This is a genomic window from Glycomyces dulcitolivorans (assembly GCF_003265355.1).
In the GTDB taxonomy this organism is placed as follows: Bacteria; Actinomycetota; Actinomycetes; order Mycobacteriales; family Micromonosporaceae; genus Glycomyces; species Glycomyces dulcitolivorans.
This window is the reverse complement of the sequence record NZ_QFRW01000164.1, coordinates 1-3,995: the sequence shown is the minus strand read 5'-3', so window position 1 is coordinate 3,995 and position 3,995 is coordinate 1. Positions and strand designations below refer to the sequence as shown.

General features: G+C 71.3%; 3 protein-coding genes. 2 read left to right on the top strand and 1 reads right to left on the bottom strand.

From position 1 onward, the window contains the following. Both DI269_RS13505 and DI269_RS13500 read left to right on the top strand, forming a co-directional pair. Nucleotides 1–2,127: acyltransferase family protein (locus tag DI269_RS13505; protein WP_232822739.1), on the top strand; the 2,127-nt coding region annotated here is incomplete at its 5' end. A gap of 118 nt (nucleotides 2,128–2,245) precedes the next feature. Further along, complete coding sequence (locus DI269_RS13500; RefSeq protein ID WP_112136686.1) at nucleotides 2,246–2,848, top strand: hypothetical protein; 603 nt, start codon at nucleotides 2,246–2,248, stop codon at nucleotides 2,846–2,848. Nucleotides 2,849–2,853: 5 nt separating this feature from the next. Here the strand turns inward: DI269_RS13500 and DI269_RS13495 are convergent. Further along, the coding region (locus DI269_RS13495) for a glycosyltransferase (protein ID WP_112136684.1) at nucleotides 2,854–3,995 on the bottom strand (1,142 nt) is incomplete at its 5' end.

The following is a 3,995-nucleotide window of genomic DNA, read 5'->3' as shown; positions in this document are numbered from 1 at the left end:
GTCGCGCCCGGTGGGCCGATGCGCACCACCGGCGCCCACCCGCGGCCCGCCCCGGCCCCGGTGCGGCCGCCGCAGCGCTGGGAGGGCGTCGGGTTCCGGCCCGACATCCAGGGCCTGCGCGCCATCGCGGTCGCCCTCGTGCTCCTGTCCCACGTCGGGTTCTCGTTCGCCGCAGGCGGGTACGTCGGCGTCGACGTGTTCTTCGTCGTCTCCGGGTTCCTCATCACCTCCCTGCTCGTCAAGGAGGTCTTCGACACCGGGAAGATCTCGATCGCCGGGTTCTACGCCCGCCGCGCCCGCCGCATCCTCCCCGCCGCCAGCGCCGTCACGATCGCGACGGTGATCGGCGCGTGGCTGTGGTTCCCCGTGACCCGCCTCGAAGCGGTCATGCAGGACGCGTTCACCGTCATCGTCTACGCCGTGAACTACCGGTTCGTCGCCACCGAGACCGAGTACCTCAACGCCGACCAGATGCCCTCGCCGTTCCAGCAGTACTGGTCCCTGGCGGTCGAGGAGCAGTTCTACGTCGTGTGGCCGCTGCTGCTCATCGGCCTGCTGCTGCTCGCCAAGCGCAGCCCCCGCAAGCTCGTGAGCGCCGCGCTCGCCGCGTGCGCGGGGATCTTCGCGCTCAGCCTGGTCCTGTCGGTGCTCACCACCCAGGTGTCGCAGCCGACCGCGTACTACGCGGCCCACACGCGCATCTGGGAGCTGGCCGCGGGCGCGCTGCTGGCGCTCATGCTGCCGACGCTCAAGCGCATCCCGAAGGTCCTCGCGTGGGTCCTCGGCCTCGCCGGGCTCGCCGCGATCCTCGCCGCCGGGGTCTTCTACGACGACTCGACGCCGTTCCCGGGGTACACCGCGCTCCTGCCGGTCCTCGGCACCGCGGCCGTGATCGCCGCCGGCTCGGGCGCGAAGAACCCGTCCAGCTCGCTGCTGGCGACCGGCCCGTTCCAGTACGTCGGGAAGATCTCCTACAGCCTCTACCTGTGGCACTGGCCGATCCTCATCCTGATCCCGCTCGCGGTCGACGCCGAGCCCACCGTCGGGCTGAACACGGTCCTGCTGCTCGCCACGATCGCGGTCGCGCAGCTGTCCTACCTGTACATCGAGGAGCCGATCCGCAACGTCCGGCCGCTGAAGACGAGCAACATGTGGGGCCTGGTCACCGGCGTCGCCTGCTCGCTGCTGGGGATCGCGATGGTCCTGGTGCTCACGGTCGGCTTCGGGAAGGTCCCGCCGGAGGAGGACCAGGTCGACCTCGAAGCGGTCGAGGAGGTCCAGGACGTCTCCGAGATCGAGCTGCGGCTCCAGGAGGGCCTGGCGGTCACCTCGGTGCCCGCCGACCTCGAACCGTCCCTGACCTCGGTGACCACCGACGAGCCGGAGATCTACGGGAACGGCTGCCACCTCGACGCGTGGACCGAGGAGCTCCCCGCCGACTGCATGTTCGGCGACGCGTCCAGCGCGACCACCGTCATGCTCGTGGGCGACTCCCATGCGGCCCAGTGGTTCCCGGCCCTGGAGCCGATCGCGCGCGAGCAGGGCTGGAAGCTCGTCACGCGCACCAAGAGCGCGTGCACGCCCGCGACGGTGACGGTCTACAACGGCGACGTCGGCGGCGAGTACACCAGCTGCCAGGAGTGGCGCGACAACGTCCTCGCCGAGATCGACGAGGTCAAGCCCGCCATGGTGATCCTCAGCGGCGAGGACACGCCGCCGCTGGTCGAGTGGGAGGACGGCAGCCCCGAGCGCTGGGCGCAGGGCTGGACCGACACGCTCGCGCGCGTCACCGCCTCGGCCGGGCAGACCGTCGTCCTCACCGACACGCCCCGCAGCCCCAGCGGCGAGCCCATCCCCGAATGCGTGGCGCTGCACCAGGACGAGGTCGAGCAGTGCGTCATGCAGCGCTCCGAGGCCGTCGACGACTCGGGCAACCGCGAGGCCGCCATGACCGCGCAGCAGGAGGCCGGAGCCACCGTGGTGGAGACGATCGGCTGGTTCTGCTACGCCGGCGCCTGCCCGGTCATCACCGGCAACACGCTCGTGTACCGCGACTCCCACCACATGAGCACCCCGTACGCGCGGTCGCTCACGCAGCTGTTGGAGGAGCGGCTTCCGGCGCTGTGAGCTGTGGCGCAGACGCATCGATGCCCTGCTCGCGGGCCTCGGCCCTGGACCGCGCTTGGTACAGTGTGTATCGATCCCTTCCCCGTCGGGAGCCCAGCCCCCTTGAGAGGAACGCCCCATGCGCAGGCTGACCGCACTCGCCGCACTCGTGCTGCTGTTCGCCGCAGGCTGCACCACCGGGGACGACCCGGGCACCGGCGACGACACCGGCACCGACGAGTCGACCGCGCCCGCGGCCCCGACCGCGCCGGTGGAGCTGACGCTGACGGCCCCGGCCGGGTTCACCCTCGACGGCTCGGGCGCCGACCGCGACGTCCTCTTCGCGAACGACCACCTGACGTACACGTTCTACGTCGCCGGCGCCGAAGGCGGCTTCGACCGCATCCAGGTCACCTCGTACCTGCTCAGCGAGGGCGCCGACACGTCCTCCTACGACGCCCAGGCCAACCAGGTCACCGACTACTTCGGGAAGCTGAACCAGCTCATCTCGCTGGACAACTACTACCCGACGATCGTCCACCGCGAGGACGGCATCTACCGCTACGGCGAGGTCGTCGTGGACGGCATCGAGGTCAAGTGGCAGGACCACTTCGTGTTCGCCGGCCAGTACCTCATCAACATCACGTGCTCGTGGGACGCGCACTACGCCCAGGTCGACGCCGCGTGCGGCGAGATGACCTCGACGTTCCCGTTCCCCGAGGACTTCACCGCCGCCGCGTAGGACCCTTAGAGCTCCAGGCCGAGCGCGCGGAAGCGCTCGGCGTGGGCCTCGTGGCTGAACAGCCGCCTGGTCGTCGCGAAGCCCGCCTCGCGCTGCTCCAGGTACCGGTCGTGGTCCCCGGTCAGCTCGGTGACGAGCGCGGCCACGTCGGCCGGCTCGGCGTACAGCGCCCCGGACCCGAACGCGGGCTTGAACACCGGCGGCAGGACCACCGGGACGCCCGCGGCCATCGCCTCGACCGGCGCCCGCCCGAACGCCTCCAGCCACGACGAGCACGTGTAGTACACGTACACGTCGAGCCCTTGCAGGAACTCCCCGACCGCAACCTCGTCGAACTCGTAGCCCGTCCAGTTCGACGGCAGCCTGCCCAGCGTCCGCCGCGGCACCTCGACGCCGCCGAGCGCGCGGATCTCGAACCCGGGCCCCGCCGGGTAGGCGGCCCGCAGCTGCGTCGCGAGCTCGGGCCACTTCGACAGGTGGTCGCGCGAGTGCCGCCCGATCCTGACGACGTCCCCGACGGGGTGGTCGCCGCGGACCGCGGTGGCCTTCAAGTCGATCGACGGGTACCAGAAGTCCGCGGCCAGGTCCACGCCTTCGAGCTCGTCGGCGTGGTGGTCCAGCAGCGCCTGGTGCACGAGCGGCCCCACCGTCACCCACCGGTGCTCGCCGATCCAGTCGGTGAGCTTGCGGTGCACGCGGTCGACGTCCCACACGCGCTTGCGGCCCACGCCGCCTTCGTAGTACGTCATCGGCGCCTGGTTGACCACGAGCATCCGCTGGCCCGCGACGATCTCGGGCAGGTCGTCGCGCAGCTGCGAGGCGAACGGCGGGAACCGCATGAGCAGCAGGTCGCACGCGACCTTCGCGCGGTCGCCGACGATCCGGACCCGGTCGCCGTCCACGGCGTCGAGGACCTTCCCGTTCAGCGGCCGCCCCGGGTGCATCTCGAACAGCGGGTTGTGGACCAGGCCCACGCGCAGGCCCGCGGCCTTGAGCATGGCGATCTCGTTCAGGTTCGACGAGGTCGTGCCGCCCGGCAGGTTGAAGTTCGAGGCGATGACGACGTCATAGCGCTCCTCGGCGGCCCGCGGCGCGGTCCGCGAGTGCGCGAGCGCGGCGGCCGCGGCGCGCCGCACCGTCCGCGTGT

Bases quoted from the DNA above. Each gene is read 5' to 3' on its own strand.
- DI269_RS13500 (WP_112136686.1), top strand. From the start codon at position 2,246: ATGCGCAGGCTGACCGCACTCGCCGCACTCGTGCTGCTGTTCGCCGCA.